Source organism: Pseudomonas sp. NyZ201 (genome assembly GCF_049860765.1).
GTDB classification, from domain to species: Bacteria; Pseudomonadota; Gammaproteobacteria; order Pseudomonadales; family Pseudomonadaceae; genus Aquipseudomonas; species Aquipseudomonas bharatica.
In genome coordinates this window covers 1,301,811-1,318,990 of the sequence record NZ_CP187557.1, presented here as the reverse complement: position 1 = coordinate 1,318,990, position 17,180 = coordinate 1,301,811, and the positions used below count along the sequence as shown (strand labels likewise).

General features: G+C 63.3%; 17 protein-coding genes. 5 read left to right on the top strand and 12 right to left on the bottom strand.

The features are described from left to right. The first annotated feature begins 125 nt into the window (after nucleotides 1–125). Complete coding sequence (locus ACPFMA_RS06125; RefSeq protein ID WP_425929846.1) at nucleotides 126–524, top strand: protease inhibitor I42 family protein; 399 nt, start codon at nucleotides 126–128, stop codon at nucleotides 522–524. On the opposite strand, the gene ACPFMA_RS06120 is transcribed toward ACPFMA_RS06125, so the two are convergent. Continuing rightward, complete coding sequence (locus tag ACPFMA_RS06120) at nucleotides 521–1,474, bottom strand: alpha-xenorhabdolysin family binary toxin subunit B (protein ID WP_425929845.1); 954 nt, start codon at nucleotides 1,472–1,474, stop codon at nucleotides 521–523. The two genes, ACPFMA_RS06125 and ACPFMA_RS06120, sit on opposite strands and share 4 nt — an antisense overlap. Then, entirely contained in the window at nucleotides 1,471–2,679 is a 1,209-nt protein-coding gene (locus ACPFMA_RS06115; RefSeq protein WP_420059130.1) for an alpha-xenorhabdolysin family binary toxin subunit A, read from the bottom strand. The genes ACPFMA_RS06120 and ACPFMA_RS06115 overlap by 4 nt, the downstream gene beginning before the upstream one ends. Before the next feature lie 182 nt (nucleotides 2,680–2,861). Between ACPFMA_RS06115 and cmoA the strand changes: the two genes are divergently transcribed. The 4 genes from cmoA to ACPFMA_RS06095 all read left to right on the top strand — a co-directional run bounded on the left by cmoA (nucleotide 2,862) and on the right by ACPFMA_RS06095 (nucleotide 6,897). Then, the gene (gene cmoA / locus ACPFMA_RS06110) at nucleotides 2,862–3,641 is read left to right on the top strand and encodes a carboxy-S-adenosyl-L-methionine synthase CmoA (RefSeq protein ID WP_205884625.1); all 780 of its coding nucleotides are present in this window, start codon (nucleotides 2,862–2,864) and stop codon (nucleotides 3,639–3,641) included. Continuing rightward, on the top strand, nucleotides 3,638–4,594 hold the full coding sequence (cmoB, locus tag ACPFMA_RS06105) for a tRNA 5-methoxyuridine(34)/uridine 5-oxyacetic acid(34) synthase CmoB (protein WP_425929844.1): 957 nt from the start codon (nucleotides 3,638–3,640) through the stop codon (nucleotides 4,592–4,594). Before cmoA ends, cmoB begins: the two co-directional genes overlap by 4 nt. Nucleotides 4,595–4,846: 252 nt before the next feature. Beyond that, complete coding sequence (locus ACPFMA_RS06100) at nucleotides 4,847–5,521, top strand: heavy metal response regulator transcription factor (protein WP_420059127.1); 675 nt, start codon at nucleotides 4,847–4,849, stop codon at nucleotides 5,519–5,521. Further along, the gene (locus ACPFMA_RS06095) at nucleotides 5,518–6,897 is read left to right on the top strand and encodes a heavy metal sensor histidine kinase (RefSeq protein WP_420059126.1); all 1,380 of its coding nucleotides are present in this window, start codon (nucleotides 5,518–5,520) and stop codon (nucleotides 6,895–6,897) included. The genes ACPFMA_RS06100 and ACPFMA_RS06095 overlap by 4 nt, the downstream gene beginning before the upstream one ends. Before the next feature lie 88 nt (nucleotides 6,898–6,985). Here ACPFMA_RS06095 and pdxJ read toward each other — a convergent pair whose 3' ends face one another. The 10 genes from pdxJ to rpoE all read right to left on the bottom strand — a co-directional run bounded on the left by pdxJ (nucleotide 6,986) and on the right by rpoE (nucleotide 17,154). Continuing rightward, nucleotides 6,986–7,729 (bottom strand): pyridoxine 5'-phosphate synthase, encoded by a 744-nt coding sequence (gene pdxJ, locus ACPFMA_RS06090; protein WP_009399844.1) that lies wholly within the window; start codon nucleotides 7,727–7,729, stop codon nucleotides 6,986–6,988. 44 nt (nucleotides 7,730–7,773) lie between these two features. After that, on the bottom strand, nucleotides 7,774–8,457 hold the full coding sequence (gene recO, locus ACPFMA_RS06085; RefSeq protein ID WP_425929843.1) for a DNA repair protein RecO: 684 nt from the start codon (nucleotides 8,455–8,457) through the stop codon (nucleotides 7,774–7,776). A 54-nt stretch (nucleotides 8,458–8,511) separates the two neighbouring features. Continuing rightward, nucleotides 8,512–9,414: a GTPase Era gene (gene era, locus ACPFMA_RS06080; RefSeq protein ID WP_009399847.1), complete on the bottom strand. Its 903-nt coding sequence runs from the start codon at nucleotides 9,412–9,414 to the stop codon at nucleotides 8,512–8,514. Further along, the gene (gene rnc / locus ACPFMA_RS06075) at nucleotides 9,407–10,096 is read right to left on the bottom strand and encodes a ribonuclease III (RefSeq protein WP_009399849.1); all 690 of its coding nucleotides are present in this window, start codon (nucleotides 10,094–10,096) and stop codon (nucleotides 9,407–9,409) included. Before rnc ends, era begins: the two co-directional genes overlap by 8 nt. A 234-nt stretch (nucleotides 10,097–10,330) precedes the next feature. Further along, nucleotides 10,331–11,185 carry a signal peptidase I gene (lepB, locus tag ACPFMA_RS06070; protein WP_009399851.1) on the bottom strand — a complete coding sequence of 285 codons (855 nt, stop codon included), beginning with the start codon at nucleotides 11,183–11,185 and terminating at the stop codon, nucleotides 10,331–10,333. A gap of 5 nt (nucleotides 11,186–11,190) precedes the next feature. After that, complete coding sequence (gene lepA / locus ACPFMA_RS06065) at nucleotides 11,191–12,990, bottom strand: translation elongation factor 4 (protein ID WP_037060434.1); 1,800 nt, start codon at nucleotides 12,988–12,990, stop codon at nucleotides 11,191–11,193. 269 nt (nucleotides 12,991–13,259) lie between these two features. Next, complete coding sequence (locus tag ACPFMA_RS06060; protein ID WP_420059134.1) at nucleotides 13,260–14,639, bottom strand: DegQ family serine endoprotease; 1,380 nt, start codon at nucleotides 14,637–14,639, stop codon at nucleotides 13,260–13,262. Between the two features lie 316 nt (nucleotides 14,640–14,955). Next, nucleotides 14,956–15,921: a MucB/RseB C-terminal domain-containing protein gene (locus ACPFMA_RS06055; protein WP_064303393.1), complete on the bottom strand. Its 966-nt coding sequence runs from the start codon at nucleotides 15,919–15,921 to the stop codon at nucleotides 14,956–14,958. 26 nt (nucleotides 15,922–15,947) lie between these two features. Then, nucleotides 15,948–16,541: a sigma-E factor negative regulatory protein gene (locus ACPFMA_RS06050; protein WP_064303394.1), complete on the bottom strand. Its 594-nt coding sequence runs from the start codon at nucleotides 16,539–16,541 to the stop codon at nucleotides 15,948–15,950. Nucleotides 16,542–16,572: 31 nt separating this feature from the next. Further along, complete coding sequence (gene rpoE / locus ACPFMA_RS06045; RefSeq protein ID WP_003252049.1) at nucleotides 16,573–17,154, bottom strand: RNA polymerase sigma factor RpoE; 582 nt, start codon at nucleotides 17,152–17,154, stop codon at nucleotides 16,573–16,575. Between the last annotated feature and the right edge of the window lie 26 nt (nucleotides 17,155–17,180).

Sequence of the window (17,180 nt, the reverse complement as noted above, 5' to 3'; positions counted from 1 at the left end):
CTGGACCTGTGGAAGCTGGCTTGCCAGCGATAAGGCCCTCAAAATCAACAGGTAGAACCCGACAACCCATCCGGTTTAAGCTCCGAGACCGATACCCAAAGCCCACCCGCGTTCCGGAGTGCTGCATGACGATCCGCCGTACCGCCCTGCTGTCGGGCCTCGCTCTTCTCGCCGCCTGCTCCCACGACACTACCCGCACCGAGCCTGTGGTGGTGGAAAAGCAGAGCCAATGCCCGATCGACCTGGATATCGGCCAGGCGCTGACCCTTACCCTGCCGAGCAATCCCAGCACCGGTTACCGTTGGCAGGTTCAGGATGCCGCTGGCAGCGTCCTCGGCGCCCTGGGCCCCGAGGTCTATCGCAGCAACGACAACGACGGCATGGTCGGCAGCGATGGCCAGTCCACCTGGCGCTTCCGGGCCAAGGCCGCCGGGCAGGGCCGTCTGCTCCTGGTCTACCAGCAACCCTGGGCTCCGCAAGAAAGGCCTGCACAACGCCTGGACTGTGTCGTCAGGGTGCGCTAGAGCTCCTCGTAGCGACGCCGCACGGCCAGCAACCAGGCCTCCATCGCGCACAAGGCGTCAGCCATGGCCTCCAGCCCGGTCTGCGCGCCCACCGCCTCGACCCGTTCTGTCCAGCCGCGAGCCAGCGTCGCTGCGTGTTCCAGCCACTGGTCCCGTACCCCGCCGAGGGCGGCTATGCCGGGCAACTCCGCCAACTCGCGCTCCAGTGCTGCACGCCGTGCCTTCCAGTCACAGACTTCATCGAGCAATACACCGCGTTCGATGACCTTCCTCGTGCGCAACTTGATCACCTCGCTCAGCTTGCGCCCTTCCAGCAGCCCGGCGACCTTGTCCACGAAGATCCGTGCAGCCGCCATCAGGCTGTCCGGGTCGACACCCTTGAGCAGCATTTTCTGTAGCAGGGCAATTTCCGCTTCGCTCGGGATCATGCCCTTGAAGACCCTCTGCAGATCAGGCACCTCGAACGCGTCGATCACTTCGCTCATGGCATCGATCTGGGCATCGAAGCCCTCGATGCGCGCTTCCTGGTTGGCGATGTTCGCGCTCAAGGCATCCCGTTGCCCGGCCAGCGAATCGGCGCGCTCCTGCACCGCAGGAAGCCGCGCCTTGCCCAGGCGCGCCAGGGCATCGACGATTTCCTGGCCCTTGGCTTCCAGACGCTGCCTGTCGCGCAGGGCGTCCTGCTCCAGCACCTGCCCCTGGCCAGGGCTCTGGGCAAGAACGAATGCCAGGTCGGCCCATTTGTGATTGCCCACCAGCACCAGGGCGCTGAGCACGCGCTCGGAAAGCAGGCGATCAGTGTCCAGCAGGCGCTCGGACAGGCTGGCCAACTGCTCGCGCAACGCCGGCAGCAGGGCGCCGGTGGTGCTGTAAAACTGCTTGAGGAAATCTTCCTTCAGATCGTTCATCCGGCTGATGTCCGGCAACGCCTGCGGGTTGGGCTGGTTCATTTGAAGGTTCCTTCCTGAGTGATTTCGTCCACGGTTTCATTGAAGATCTTCGACAGTTGCGAAGAGATTTCACGGATGCTGTGCCAAGGACGCAGGACCCGTTCGAAGCGCAGCATGAAGGTCGCCAGCTCGATATCGTTGTCGATGAGCGCCAACTCCTCGCCGGACTGCTCGACATAGACGCCCAGCATGCTCCAGACATCCTCGAGGTTCTTCGCGGCGGTCTGCACTTCGGTCAGGCGGAACTTCAGGTCGGCGATCTGCAGGGTGGTGGTTTCGAACACCGCGACCATGGGGCTTATCGCCTGGATCTGCTGCACCAGTGCCTCGCGCTTGCGGCGCAGGAGGTTGTTGGCCGCGCGCACGGCCTCGGCCTGGGCACCGTAGATGCCGCCGGTTATCGCTACGCCAATGGGCCCGAACAGCAGCCCGGTGAAGGCCAGCCCAACCAGTTTCTGGTAGGAGACATCCATGTCCTCGATTTGCTTGTCGAGCGGGGCGATCTGCTGGCGCAGGTCATCGATGAGTTTTTCCGGGCTTATATCCTTGATCTGGCGGTTCAGTGCATCGGTTTCCGGACGCAGCTGATGGACTACCACATCGGCGAACCACTGGGCACGCGTCTTGATCGCCGTGATGCTCCCGCGTACATCGCTGATGTCCTTGGCGATGAACTCCAAGTGGCTGCGAATGCTGGCTACCTGCTTGCGATCTTCTTCCCCGAGCGGGCTGAAGCCCGTACGGGCAAGCGAGACTTCGTCGACCACGTCACGCAGGCGGGCCCTGAGCGTGCGAAAAGCCTCGGTCTGCTGGAGCGTCGTGATCAACGCGCCGCCATCGGTGATGAAGGACTGGGCGAATATCTCAAGGCGGGTGCCGAGGCTCTTGGTTTCCCGCTCCAGTACATCCCAGGCCCCGACATGGATACGCAGGTTGGTAAAGAGCCGGTGAACCTGGGCGGCATCGATACCGAGCAGCGACAGGTCGTGGGCACCGTTGATCTCTTCGATGCTCTTGGGCAGGCGCAGTACGTAGTGAACGTAGCGCTTGATGCTTCTCAGGTTGTCGTCCGTGAAGATCAGCGCCGGCTGCATGCGGTTGTTGTCGGCGCGCCTGGAAATGACGTCGAAATACTGCTGGGGCACGAATTCGGCACGCTGCTGGGTATCCAGCGCCTGCAACGAATCATTTTCTTTGGTGTTCATGGTCTTGTCCTTGGCAAAAATAGCTGCCCTTTGGCCGCAAGGCAGGAGATCACCCTAGGCGCCGCAAGACCGGCGCGGAATCGCCGGACTTCGCCACACAAGGCGGGAAAGCTCCGGCAAACCGCGACGAAGCCGGGCATCCGTCCGGCAACGCATAGGCACGGCTTCCCCACTTGGCTAGAATGTCGCCCCGTTTTCGACCATCCCGTGTACAGACCGTGAGCCAAGAACCCGACCGTCTATTCGCCGCCGCGCTGGATCAGGTGCCCGACTTCACCTTCAACGAAGATGTGGTGCGGGTGTTCCCTGACATGATCAAGCGCTCGGTGCCCGGCTACCCGACCATCGTCGAGAACATCGGCGTGCTCGCCGCGCAGTTCGCCCGGCCGGATACCCTGCTCTACGACCTCGGCAGTTCCCTCGGCGCGGTGACCCAGGCCCTGCGCCGGCATGTACGCAGCGACGGCTGTCGGGTGCTGGCGGTGGACAATTCCGCAGCCATGGTCGAACGCTGCGCCGAGTACCTGAAGGCCCAGGACGCCATGTACCAGGAACTGCTCCCCGTGCAGGTGCTCGAAGCCGATATCACCGCGCTGGAACTGCAACCGGCCTCGGTGGTGGCGATGAACTTCACCCTGCAGTTCATCGAGCCTGCAGCGCGCCTGGCCTTGCTCGGCAAGATCCGCCAGGCCCTGGTGCCGGGTGGCGCCCTGATCCTTTCGGAAAAACTGCGCTTCGAAGACGCCGGCGAACATGCCTTGCTCACCGACCTGCATATCGCCTTCAAGCGCGCCAACGGCTACAGCGAACTGGAAATCGCCCAGAAACGCAGTGCCATCGAAAACGTGATGAAACCCGACAGCCTCGAAGAACACCGCGCGCGCCTTGAGGCCGCCGGTTTCTCCAAGGTCGTGCCGTGGTTCCAGTGCCTGAACTTCGCCTCCCTGATTGCCCTGCCATGATCGATCTTTCTCCCCTGGTCCGCCGCCTGGCGGGTACGCCCCTGGCGCACTGGTCGCAAGGCCTGCAAGCGCAACTCGATGCCAAGCTGGAAAAAGGCCATGGCGACCTGGAACGCTGGCAAAGCGCGCTGGACCGGCTGCCAACGCTGATGCCGAGCGAGGTCGATCTGGTCAACGGCCTGCGCCTGGACTTCGCCTGCGGCGAGGCCACCCGCGAGCAGGCTCGCGCCGCCTTGATGGGCCTTTCGCCATGGCGCAAGGGACCGTTCGACCTGTTCGGCGTGCATGTGGATACCGAATGGCGTTCGGACTGGAAGTGGGCGCGGGTCGCCCCGCACCTGGACCTGCGTGGCAAGCGGGTGCTGGATGTCGGCTGCGGCAACGGCTACTACCAGTGGCGCATGCTCGGCGCCGGTGCCGACAGCGTGATCGGCGTCGACCCCAACTGGCTGTTCTTCTGCCAGTTCCAGGCGGTGCAGCGCTACCTGCCGGACCTGCCGGCCTGGCACCTGCCCTTCGCCCTGGAAGACCTGCCCGCGGCGCTGGAAGGCTTCGACACGGTGTTTTCGATGGGCGTGTTCTATCACCGGCGCTCGCCGATCGAGCATCTGCTGGCGCTGAAGGATTGCCTGGTCAAGGGCGGCGAGCTGGTCCTGGAAACCCTGGTGATCGAAGGTGACGAGCACCAGGTGCTGGTGCCCGAGGACCGTTACGCGCAGATGCGCAACGTCTGGTTCCTGCCGTCGGTGCCGGCGCTGGAACGCTGGTTGCGACGGGCCGGCTTCAGCGATGTGCGCTGTGTGGATGTGAGCACCACCAGCGTGCAAGAGCAGCGCAGTACCGAGTGGATGAAGTATCAATCGCTGAGTGACTTCCTTGATCCGCAGGATCACGGCCGGACCATCGAAGGGCTGCCAGCGCCTCGGCGGGCGGTGCTCGTAACTCGCAAATAGGTTGCTCTTGAGGGCCAATCGCCGGCAACGCCGGCTCCCACAGGTCATGTGGTGCACACAAAACCCTGTGGGAGCCGGCGTTGCCGGCGATGAGGCCCGAGAGAACACCTAACCCGCAAATGGCTGCAAGATTACAAATCCGTAACCTTCCCCACCTCTGCAACACCCTGTCATACCATACCTCTCCCCTCGCTTGACCCTGAAGCTACTTCAGGCCCGAGACTCGCCGCCTTTCCCATGCCAGAGCCTGCCATGCGCCTATTGATCATCGAGGACGAAGTCCGCACTGCCGATTACCTGCAACAAGGCCTGAGCGAAAACGGCTACGTGGTGGACTGCGCGCGGACCGGCACCGACGGCCTGCACCTGGCCCGGCAACAGCCATACGACCTGGTGATCCTTGACGTCAACCTGCCGGAGCTGGACGGCTGGACCGTGCTGCAACGCCTGCGCGCGCAGTCGGCGACGCGGATCATGATGCTCACGGCCCACGGCCGCCTGGCCGACCGGGTAAAGGGCCTCGACCTGGGCGCCGACGACTATCTGCTCAAGCCCTTCGAATTCCCCGAGCTGCTGGCCCGGGTACGCAGCCTGCTGCGCCGCAGCGAACAGCCATTGCAACCGGCCACCCTGAAAGTCGCCGACCTGGAACTCGATCCCGGCCGTCATCGTGCCTGGCGCGGCGGCCAGCGCATCGACCTGACCGCCAAGGAGTTTTCCCTCCTGCATCTGCTGATGCGCCAGAGCGGCGAGGTGCTGTCGCGGACCCAGATCATCTCGCTGGTCTGGGACATGAATTTCGACTGCGACACCAACGTGGTAGAGGTTTCGATCCGCCGCCTGAGGGCGAAGATCGACGATCCGTTCGAAGGCAAGCTGATCCACACCCTGCGTGGTGTCGGCTACGTGCTGGAAGCTCGCGAATGAAGCCGGCGCGCCTGTCGTTGCGCCTGGGCCTGAGCGTGATCCTGATGGGCGCGGCGCTGGTCCTGCTGCTGGCGGCCCTGGCGGTCTTCGCCCTGGACCGTGAACTGGACCAACGCGCCCGCGACCATCTGCAACGCAAGATGGAGCAGATCGAGCACAGCCTGAACGCCGATCTCAAGATCACCGATCTGGGTGCCGGCGCTCATCCGCTGCTTGACGTGGTCATGGGGCACGACAATCTCAGCCTCAGCGTGGTCGAGCAGAGCGCCCGGCATCCGGCGCGCCTGAGCCTTGGCCCGGCCCTTGAAGCGCCCGCCGAACCCTTCGTGGCCGGCCCGCGCCTGGGTTTCAGGGAATGGGTCGACAGTGCGGACAACCCGCTGCTTACCGCCGGACGCGATATGCGTTTGCGCGACGGCACGGCGGTGCAGGTACTGTTGACGGTCAATCGCAGCGAAGACCTCGGCCTGCTCCATGCCTACCTGCGCTCCACCCTGCTCGCCTTGCCCTTGCTGCTGTTGCTGATCGGGGTCTGCGCCTGGCGCCTGGTGCAGGGCGGGCTCGCGCCGCTGCGGCGTTTCCGGCGAGTCGCCGAACAGGTCTCGGCCCAGGAGCTGAACCATCGCCTCCCGCAAGACAGTCTGCCGCTGGAATTGCAGACCCTGGCGCAGAGCATCAACGTCATGCTCGACCGGCTGGAGAACGGCGTGGGTCAACTTGCGCAATTCTCCGACGATCTCGCCCATGAACTGCGTACGCCGATCAGCAACCTGCTGGGCAAGGCCCAGGTGACGCTTAGCCGCGAGCGCCCGCCAGAGGACTACAAGCTGGCGCTGGAAGACAGCATCGAGGAACTGACCCGGCTGACCCGGATCATCACCGACATGCTGTTTCTCGCCCAGGTGGAGCAGCCCTCCACCAGGGTGCCGTTGAACCCCGTGGCGCTGGGGGAGGAAGTCCGGCGGGTGGTGGAGTTGTTCGAGCTGAGTGCGGAAAGCAAAGGGATAGAACTGAAAGTACGCGGCTGGGGTACGGTGCGTGGGGATCGGCTGATGATCCAGCGGGCGTTGTCGAACCTGCTGAGCAATGCCATCCGGCATGGCGCCGAGGGACAAGCGGTGCGGATCGGGATAGAGCCGCAGGAAGCCGGGCTGAGCTGCTGGGTCGAGAATCACGGACCGGGCATTGCGGCGGAGCACGTACCGCATCTGTTCGAGCGGTTTTACCGGGCAGGCTGCGGTCGTTCGCGGCTGGACGGAGGGACCGGGCTGGGGCTGGCGATCGTCAGGTCGATCATGCAGGTGCATGGGGGACGGGTCGAGGTGGCGAGTGCGGTGGATGGGCCGACACGGTTCAGCCTGGTGTTTCCCGACTGAATGTCAGGGCCTCATCGCGGGTGAACCCGCTCCCACAGAGTACACGTAACCTGTGGGAGCGGGTTCACCCGCGATGAGGCCCGAAAGATCAACCGCGGCTGGCGGCCAGGATCAAAGCCTTCATTTCCGCCACGGCGCCCTTGAAGCCAACAAAGAGGGCATGGGCCACCAGCGCATGGCCGATGTTCAGCTCGTTGATACCCTTGATCGCCGCCACCGCCTCGACATTGTGGTAATGCAGGCCATGCCCGGCATTGACGATCAGGCCCTGGCCCAGGCCAAAGGCCACGCCATCGGCAATACGCTTCAGTTCGTCAGCCTCTTGCGCCGGAGTATGGGCATCGGCATAACGCCCGGTATGCAGCTCGATGGCAGGGGCTCCGACGCGACGGGAAGCCTCGATCTGCCGCTCGTCGGCATCGATGAACAGGGACACTTCAGAGCCCAGCTTCGACAGGCGCTCCACCGCCGCCTTGATCCGCGCTTCCTGGCCGGCGACATCCAGCCCGCCCTCGGTGGTCAGTTCCTGGCGGGTCTCGGGTACCAGGCAGATATGCGCCGGACGAATGCGCTCGGCGAAGGCCATCATTTCCTCGGTGACACCCATCTCGAAGTTCATCCGGGTCTGCAGCACATCCTTGAGCACCAGTACGTCACGGTCCTGGATGTGCCGGCGATCCTCGCGCAAGTGCACGGTAATCCCGTCGGCACCGGCCTCCTCGGCGTCCAGCGCAGCCTTGACCGGGTCCGGGTAGCGGGTACCACGGGCCTGGCGCAGGGTCGCCACATGGTCGATGTTGACACCGAGGAGGATGCGGTTGCTGTGGGTCACGAAGAAACTCTCCTGAAGATTGAGCCCGACAGCATACGTCGTGCTCAGCGCTTGCGAAACAGTTCGCGGCTGACCAGCGGACGACCGCCCAGGTGGACCGCCAGCGCCTGGCGCATCAGGCGCTTGGCCGCGGCCAGGACACCGGGGGCTTCCCAGTCGGCCTGCGCCATGGCCGCCAGGTCACGGCCGCTGAACAGGCCGGGCTGGAGCAGCCAGACCCGCTCCAGCCCGGCATCGGTCTGCAGGCGGTACCAGCCGTCGGGCTCGAGGGCATCACCGTTGATGTCCTGGTCCAGGGCGAAGGCATAGCCGAGTTCGTCCAGCAGGCGCCATTCGAAACTGCGCAGCAAGGGCTCCAGCGCGCGCCCCTCGGCCAGTGCCTGCAAGGTCGCGGCGTAGTGGACGAATAGCGCTGGATGGGGATCCTCGGCCGGCAGCAGGCGAATCAGCAGCTCATTCAGATATAGCCCGCTGAACAGCGCATCACCGTGCAGCCAGGCAGCGACGCCGACGCTGTCGAGACGACCGACATTCTTCAGTTCGCCGCGCCCGCGCAGTTCAAGCTCCAGCGGCACGAACGGCCGTGCCAGGCTGCCGCCCTTGCCCCGGGCGCGGCGCATGACCGCACGGAAACGCCCCTGCGGCGTAAGGAAATCCACCAGGGCACTGGTTTCGCGGTAGGCACGGCTATGCAGAACGTAGGCCGGCAGGGCCTCTGGCTGTTCCATGATGGCGTTCGCAGGAGAGTCGGCCCGACACCGGACGGTATCGGGCCAGGCGGATTACAGGTCGCCGTAGCCCAGGGAGCGCAGGGCGCGCTCGTCGTCGGACCAGCCACCCTTGACCTTGACCCAGAGGTTGAGCATGACCTTGGCGTCGAACAGCACTTCCATATCCTTGCGCGCCTCGGAGCCGATGCGCTTGATGCGCTCGCCCTTGTCGCCAATGATGATTTTCTTCTGCCCGTCACGCTCGACCAGGATCAGCGCGTGGATGTGCAGGACATGCCCCTGCTGCTTGAATTCCTCGATTTCCACGGTGATCTGGTACGGCAGCTCGGCACCGAGCTGGCGCATGATCTTCTCGCGCACCAGCTCGGCGGCAAGGAAACGGCTGCTGCGGTCGGTGATCTGGTCTTCCGGGAAGAAGTGCTCGTTCTCCGGCAAGTGCTTGGCGATCAACGCCTCCAGGGCCTCCAGGTTGTGCCCCTGCTGGGCGGAGATCGGCACGATCTCGGCATTCGGCAGTTGCTCCTGCAGCCATTGCAGGTGCGGGATCAGGTCGGCTTTCTCTTCGATGCGGTCGGTCTTGTTGATCGCCAGGATCACCGGGCCCTGCACGTACTGCACGCGTTCGAGAACAAGCTGGTCCTCGTCGGTCCAGCGGGTGCGGTCGACGACGAAGATCACCACGTCGACGTCCTTCAACGCCGCCGAGGCCGTCTTGTTCATGTAGCGGTTGAGCGCTTTTTCATTGCTCTTGTGCATGCCGGGGGTATCGACGTAGATCGCCTGGACATCACCCTCGGTCTTGATCCCCAGCATGTTGTGTCGGGTGGTCTGCGGCTTGCGCGAGGTGATCGCCAGCTTCTGCCCGAGGATGTGATTGAGTAGCGTCGACTTGCCCACGTTGGGACGGCCGACGATGGCGACGTAGCCGCAACGGGTGGTGTTCTGTTCAGTCATTGCCATTCTCCACGCCCAGGGCGATCAATGCCGAAGCGGCAGCGACCTGCTCGGCGATACGCCGGCTGACACCCTGCCCCCGGCTTTTTTCGGTCAACAGGGTCACTTCGCACTCGACGAAGAAGGTCCGGCAATGCGGCTCGCCCTGGATATCCACCACTTCATAGCGGGGCAGTTCGCAGGCCCGGGACTGCAGGAATTCCTGCAGGCGGGTTTTCGGGTCCTTGTTGGTGTCCACCAGGGTCAGGCTTTCGAATTCACCGGCCAGCCACGACAGCACGCGCTCGCGGGCGGTCTGCATGTCGGCGTCGAGGTAGATCGCGCCAATCAGGGCTTCGAGGGCATCGGCAAGGATCGACTCGCGACGGAAACCACCGCTTTTCAGCTCGCCCGAGCCCAGGCGCAGGTAATCACCCAGCTCGAAACCGCGGGCCAGCAGGGCCAGGGTCTCGCCCTTGACCAGGCGGGCGCGCAGGCGCGACAACTGGCCTTCGCGGGCCTGGGGGAAGCGTTCGAAGAGGGCTTCGCCGGCAACGAAGTTGAGGATGGCGTCACCGAGGAACTCCAGGCGCTCGTTGTTGCGGCCGGCGTAGCTGCGGTGGGTCAGGGCCAGCAGCATCAGCTCCTGGTTCTTGAAGCTGTAGCCGAGCTTGCGCTCCAGGCGACTCAGGGAAGGGCTCACAGTGACCCCACGCGAAGTTCGTGGCGGTTCAGCGGCGACGACGGGGCGCCGATGCCGCTCGGTTCAGTCCGGCCAGCGGCCGTCGAGATCAAAGCCTTGTTCAAATGCGGATCCTGAAAAACGTTTTGGATTCATTGCTGCTCGCCCGGATGGCTGGGAACCGCGTCCGGTCCCTCGTTACAGCCTATGCCAGAAAAGCATTCGGCGCCGTCCTGGGACAGCGCCGTGAAGGTGCTACTTGATCAGCCCGACCCGGGACAGGCTCGGGAAGTGGCTGAGTTTCGGCTCTGGCCAGCTCATCCAGACGGCAAAGGCCTTGCCGACGATGTTCTGGTCCGGAACCATTCCCAGCAGCTCCTTGGGAATCGACGGGTCGTCCCAGTAGCGGCTGTCGTTGGAGTTGTCGCGGTTGTCGCCCATCATGAAGTAGTGGCCGGCAGGTACCGTCCACTGCTGGTCCGGCGGCATGCGGTAGCGACTCATTTCCTTGCGGATCAGGTGCTCGGCCTCGCCGAGCTTTTCCTTGTACAGCTCGGCGCTGCCCAGGGTACCCGGCTCGGCACCGACCAGTTGCTCGGCAACCTGCTGGCCGTTGACGTACAGGCGCTTGTCGCTGGTATAGCGCACCACGTCGCCCGGCAGGCCGACCACACGCTTGATGTAGTTGACGTTCGGGTCGCTCGGGTAGCGGAACACCATCACATCGCCACGCTGCGGGTCACCGACCTCGATGACTTTCTTGTCGATCACCGGCAGGCGGATGCCATAGGAGAACTTGTTGACCAGGATGAAATCGCCCACTTCCAGGGTCGGCTTCATCGATCCCGAAGGGATCTGGAACGGCTCGACCAGGAACGAGCGCAGCACCAGCACGATGAACAGCACCGGGAAGAACGACTTGCCGTACTCGACCAGCAACGGCTCCTTGTTCAACTGCTCGAGCACCGACACTTCGGGCTGGCTGACGCTGCCCTGGTAGGTGGCGATGGCGGCCCGCCGACGCGGGGCCAGGAACAGCAGATCGATCAGCGCCAACAGCCCACAGACAAAGACTGCGATGACCAGCAACAGCGGGAAATTTAGTGACATAGGACCTAGCTATCCAACCGGAGCACGGCGAGGAAGGCTTCTTGTGGAATCTCCACGTTGCCCACCTGTTTCATGCGTTTCTTACCAGCCTTCTGTTTCTCCAGCAGCTTGCGCTTACGGCTCACGTCGCCACCGTAACATTTGGCCAGTACGTTCTTTCTGAGCGCCTTGACCGTGGTCCGGGCAACGATCTGGCCGCCGATGGCTGCCTGGATCGCTACGTCGAACATCTGCCGCGGGATCAGTTCCTTCATCTTCTCGGTCAACGCGCGACCTTTGTAGTGCGCGTTGTCGCGGTGCACGATCAATGCCAGGGCATCGACCTTGTCGCCGTTGATCAGTACATCGAGCTTGACCAGGTTGGCCGACTGATAACGGTCGAAATGGTAATCCAGCGAAGCATAGCCGCGACTGGTGGACTTGAGACGGTCGAAGAAGTCCAGTACCACCTCGTTCATCGGCAGGTCGTAGCGCACCTGCACCTGCGAGCCGAGGAACTGCATGTCGCGCTGGACGCCACGCTTCTCGATGCACAGGGTAATGACGTTGCCCAGGTGCTCCTGGGGCACGAGGATGGTCGCTGCGACGATCGGCTCGCGGAAGTCTTCGACCGAGGAGATGTCCGGCAGTTTCGACGGGTTGTCGACATAGATGGTTTCGCCGGTCTTGAGCTTGACCTCGAAGATCACGCTCGGCGCGGTGGTGATCAGGTCCAGGTCGTATTCGCGCTCCAGGCGCTCCTGGATGATCTCCATGTGCAGCATGCCGAGGAAGCCGCAACGGAAGCCGAAGCCCAGGGCGTCGGAGCTTTCAGGGGTGTACTGCAGCGACGAGTCGTTCAGGGTCAGTTTCTGCAACGCATCGCGAAAATCTTCGAAATCGTCGGAACTCACCGGGAACAGGCCGGCATATACCTGCGGCTGGATCTGTTTGAAACCTGGCAGCACTTCGACTTCGGGCGTCGAGGACAGGGTCAGGGTGTCGCCCACCGGCGCACCGAGGATTTCCTTGATGCTGGCGATGATGAAGCCCACTTCACCGGCCTTGAGGTCGGCGGTAACCGTGTGTTTCGGGGTGAAGACGCCGACGCTGTCGACCAGGTGCACCTTGCCGGTGGACTTGACCAGGATCTTGTCGCCCTTCTTCACGCGGCCGTGACGCACGCGGACCAGGGACACGACACCCAGGTAGTTGTCGAACCAGGAGTCGATGATCAGCGCCTGCAATGGCGCGTCGATCTCGCCTTCCGGCGCCGGAATGGTCTGTACCAGGCGCTCGAGCACGTCGTTGACGCCCATGCCGCTCTTGGCCGAACAGGCCACGGCGTCGGTGGCGTCGATGCCGATGATCTTCTCGATTTCTTCCTTGACCCGGTCCGGATCGGCCTGGGGCAGGTCCATCTTGTTCAGCACCGGCATGACTTCCAGGCCCTGCTCGATGGCGGTATAGCAGTTGGCGACGGACTGCGCCTCGACGCCCTGCCCGGCATCGACCACCAGCAAGGCGCCCTCGCAGGCAGCCAGCGAACGGCTGACTTCATAGGTGAAGTCGACGTGGCCGGGGGTATCGATGAAATTCAGCTGGTAGGTTTTGCCGTCGCCTGCCTTGTAGTGCAGGGTGACGCTGTGGGCCTTGATGGTGATTCCGCGTTCGCGCTCGAGGTCCATGGAATCGAGAACCTGCGCCTCCATCTCACGGTCGCTCAGGCCGCCGCACATCTGGATGAACCGGTCAGCCAGGGTCGACTTGCCGTGGTCAATGTGGGCGATGATGGAGAAATTGCGGATATGACTCAAATCACTCACGGATCAACACTCAAAAAGGCCGCGGGCCGGACGCCCGCCGAAAAATAGCCGGGAATTGTACCTGATGCCGATGGGTTGTGGGAGATTCCGTTCGCCGGGCGCCGCGGACCCTGTGGGAGCGGGTTCACCCGCGATTACGGTGGTGGATTCACCGACGCAATCGCGGGTGAACCCGCTCCCACAGGGTCCGCGCTGTATTATCAGAAAGCAAAAAGCTGCAAGAAAGAGGCGCCTCTCTCTTGCAGCTTATGCCTTACCGCTTGTGGCTGTTATTCAGCCAGCTTGAAGGTAATGAAGCTGGCACGCCCCTGGCGCAGGACGCGCATGGACACCGAACGGTTCTTCGGCAGTTCCTTGGCGATCTCCGTGAACTGCTTGGCCGAGGTGATCGCCTGGTTGTTCAGGTGGCTGATCACATCGCCCGGGCGCAGGCCGATCATGGCTGCGGGGCCGTCCTGGACATCCTTGATGACCACACCGCCTTGCAGTTCGAGGGTTTTCTTCTGCTCGGCGGTCAGGTCCGACACGCTCACACCCAGGCGGTTGCTGCTGCGCTCGACGGCGCCGCCCGGGGTGGTGGTGACTTCCGCGTCTTCGTCAGGCAGGGCGCCGATGGTCACATCGAGGTTCTGGCGCTTGCCATTGCGGATGATATCCAGACGGGCCTTGGCACCATCCTTCAGACCGCCCACGAGATGCGGCAGGTCGGCGGACATTACGATCGGCTGGCCGTTGAGGCTGAGGATCACGTCACCCACCTGCAGGCCGCCCTTGGCCGCCGGGCCGTCTTCCAGGACCTGGGCCACCAGCGCGCCGGCCGGCTTGTCCAGGCCGAAGGATTCGGCCAGGTCCTTGTTGACTTCCTGGATCACCACGCCGAGCCAGCCGCGGCTGACCTTGCCATCCTTCTTCAACTGGTTGGAGACGTCCAGTGCCACGTCGATCGGAATGGCGAACGACAGACCCATGAAGCCACCGGAGCGGGTGAAGATCTGCGAGTTGATACCGACCACTTCGCCATTCATGTTGAACAGCGGGCCACCGGAGTTGCCCGGGTTGATCGCCACGTCGGTCTGGATGAACGGCACATAGGTATCGTTCGGCAAGGTGCGGCCCTTGGCACTGACGATACCCTTGGTCACCGAGTGGTCGAAACCGAATGGCGAGCCGATGGCCAGTACCCATTCGCCGACCTTCAGCTTCGACGAGTCGCCCAGTTTCACCGTTGGCAGGTTCTTGCCGTCGACCTTCAGCAGCGCCACGTCGGTACGCGGGTCGGTGCCGACCAGCTTGGCCTGCAGTTCGCTGCGGTCGGACAGGCGAACGATGATTTCGTCGGCGTCGGCGATCACGTGGTTGTTGGTCAGCACGTAGCCATCATCGGAAATGATGAAGCCCGAGCCCAGCGATTGCGCTTCACGCTGGCGGTCGCCACGGGGCTGGCGCGGCTGCTGCGGGATGCTGCGCTCGAAGAACTCGCGGAACATCGGCGGCAGGCCTTCCAGGTCCGGCATCTGTCCGGTGGCGTACTTGCGGTCCGGCAGCTTCTGCTTGGTACTGATGTTCACCACCGCCGGCGAGGCCTGCTCGACCAGGGTGGTGAAGTCCGGCAGGGCTTCGGCTTGCGCAGTGGCCATCTGGCCGAGCATCAGCACGGCGGCAAATAGCGATAGGTAGGATTTCAAGCGTGGTATCGACATACGGCTCCCGTCACAACGAGCGTGGTTAAGCAGTAGGGTCCTGCCCATGAAAAAGGCCCGGTTGCAACCCGAGGGCTACGACCAGGCCTGGAACATCGGCATTTCTTGAGGCTGCAACAGCAGGAAAGGCCAGACCCGCAAGGGCCTGACCTATAGAAAAATCTGGATGGATTTGCAAACTTGAAGGCTTACCAATCATGTCAGCGGCTCTGGGACATGCCTTTCATCCTTTCTCGTCCATGTTATGGATGCAACTCCAACATCGTTACTGACTTGCCTGGGCGTCCTGCGGGCGCATCGACAAGGCCACGTGCTCGGCGGTACCGATGGGGATCTCCCCGACCACCGTCACCATCACCTCGCCCTTGGGCGTGGTGAGCTGTCGCGAGACCGCAACGGTCGGGCCCAGCTGGGTGCGCGTATCGAAGCCGCCACCACCGTCCAGCGCCTCGAGGAATACCGAGAAGCGGGCCAGGCCATCGTCATACATTAGACTGCTGACGCTGTGCTTGCCGTCGGCATCCTTGCGCACGCTGCTGTTGACCAGTTCGAAGCCGGGCGGCAACCACTCCGAGCGCCAGCCGGCCACTGCCTCGTGGGGCTTGTCGGCAGCCTGGGCTACCGCACGGCAATTGGCGCTGGGCTTGAGCTCGGCATCGTCGGGGATGTCGCGGGTATCCAGGCGGGTGAACTGGAAACGTTCGAGCAACTGCTCCTTGTCATTGATCAACAAGGATTTGAGCGGCAGCGCGGTCTGCTTGTCCAGGTGCAGCTCGAAGGCATAGCGGTGCTGGTCACGCGGACGCAGGGTAACGATCACCACGTCGCGCCCGGCTACCCGGGATTGCCCCGCAACGCTCAGGTCGTACCAGTTCATCAGTTTCAGGGGATCGAGCACTCGCGCCACGGACTGTGTCGCGTTGCCCACGCCTGCCACCAGGCCTCCGCTCACGCACTGGGTCTGGCCGTCCACGCGCACCACTTCCTGGGCCGGGCCGTCGAGCTGCAGCAGCCGCTCGCTGACCTTGCCGTTCTGGACGCGATGCCAGATGTCGTGGGTGGAAAAACTGCCGTTGCGTTCGTAAACGAAAGTGCCCTGGTAGCTCTGCTCCTGATCGGCCCGGGCCAGTCGGTTCAGCCAGTCAGCGGCTTCGGTCGACGAGTTGGCAGCATGGGCCGGCAGGGTCAGACAGCCGCTGAACAGGAGCGGTATGAGAGGTAGCGCGCGCATGATCCTCCTTACGGGTGTTTCAGCTCTCAGCGGTTTTCCAGGCTGGCCGCACGGGCGTAAGGCAACGCGCTTTCAGTACCCTTCACGGCAGCTTCCTGGGCGTGCTGGCGCAGGTAGCCAGGCAGACGCTGGTCTTGCCAGCCGCTTTGACCCTGCAGAACGCCGTTGGCCATCGGGCCTGGAGCCTGCTCGGAACTTTCGCTGTAGCCCGCCAGGACCGCCGGCCCTTGCACTTGCGGAGCGGCCAGGCCTTGCTGGGCAGGCTGCTGGGCCGCCAGTTGCGCACCGGCGATGTCATCCTGGTTGTACAGGCGAACACCGGCCAGCACGGCCAGGGTAACCGAGGCAGCGACGGCCAGGCGGCCAACGCTGCGCCATGGGCCGCGAGCGACCTTGGCCGGAACGGCTTCGTCAGCCAGGGCTGCGGAGACTGCCGAAGCGATGTCCAGTTTCGGCATCAGCAGTTCCTTGTGCATCGCTGCACGGGCTACCTGGTAACGCGACCAGGTGGCACGGGTTTCGGGGTCGTCCGAGGCACTCAGTACCCGACGCAACTCCAGTTCGTCCGCTTCGTTATCCATCACCGCGGACAGCGATTCCTGCAAAGCTTCACGACTCATGGCGGTTCCTCTCTTGGCTGTCGCCGCTGTCTCAGGTTTCCTGCAACAACGGCTGCAGGGCTTTGTCTATGGCCTCCCGAGCGCGGAAAATTCGAGAGCGCACGGTACCCACCGGACATTGCATGACGCTGGCAATGTCCTCGTAACTCAGACCATCGAATTCACGTAAAGTTAACGCAGTACGCAAATCTTCCGGCAGTTGCTGGATGGTCCGATGGACGGTGCCTTCGATCTCATCGCGCAACAGCGAGCGTTCGGGGGATTCGAGGTCCTTGAGGCCATGATCGCCGTCGTAAAACTCTGCATCCTCTGAACTGACATCGCTGTCCGGTGGCCGCCGACCGCGGGACACCAGATAGTTTTTCGCCGTGTTGATCGCAATCCGGTAAAGCCAGGTGTAGAAAGCACTGTCACCCCGGAAATTGCCAAGAGCACGGTAGGCCTTGATGAACGCTTCCTGCGCCACATCCTGGGCCTCATGGGTGTCGTGCACGAATCGCACGATCAACCCGAGAATCTTGTGCTGATACTTCAGCACCAACAGATCGAAAGCTCGCCTGTCGCCGCGCTGTACGCGCTCGACCAGCTGCTGATCCTCTTCCTGGGTTAGCATGAACACTCCTCGGTGAACCTGGAGGA